Annotated in this window: 1 protein-coding gene; it reads right to left on the bottom strand. The window is 73.5% G+C overall.

The genetic code is table 11. The annotated features are described in order from the left end of the window. Positions 1-540 (bottom strand): RecQ family zinc-binding domain-containing protein (locus FB586_RS18865; RefSeq protein ID WP_187697903.1); only part of this gene is annotated, 540 nt, incomplete at both ends.

Below are 540 nucleotides of genomic sequence, written 5' to 3'. Positions count from 1 at the left end.
TGGTAGCCCACGTCCTCGAACAGCACCGTCACCCGGTCCTCCTCGACGTCGGTGACCGTGCCGAGGCCGAACTCGTCGTGCCGGACGGCGTCCTGCACGGCGTACGCCGCGTCCTCCGCCTGCATCTCGTCGGGCGCCAGGCCCGCGACGCAGTTGTCGCAGATGCCGCAGCGGTCACCGGTCTCCGCGCCGAAGTAGCCGAGCATGAAGGCGCTGCGGCAGCGGTCGGTCTCGGCGTAGGCGCGCATCATCTCGACGCGGGACTCCTCGAGCCGGCGGTACGACGTCGCGCGCGCCACGACGGCGTCGACGACCGCAGGCACCGGGGCACCGTCGCCCACCTCGCCCGCCGCCCTCGCCAGCTGCACCAGGTTGAGGATCCGGGCGGCCTTGCGCGGGCCGAAGGCGAGCGCCTCGCTCACCTCACGTGGGTCGTCGCTCCCGGTGGACGCCATCGCCGCCACCACGGCGCGCACGTCGGCCTTCTTCGGGACGGGCGTCGCGAAGAAGCGCCCCAGGGACAGGTCCTCCGCCCGGTAG

The organism is Cellulomonas telluris, assembly GCF_004886325.1.
Taxonomy (GTDB): domain Bacteria; phylum Actinomycetota; class Actinomycetes; order Actinomycetales; family Cellulomonadaceae; genus Cellulomonas; species Cellulomonas telluris.
The sequence above is the reverse complement of the archived record's forward strand: the minus strand, read 5'-3'. Positions and strand labels throughout refer to the sequence as shown.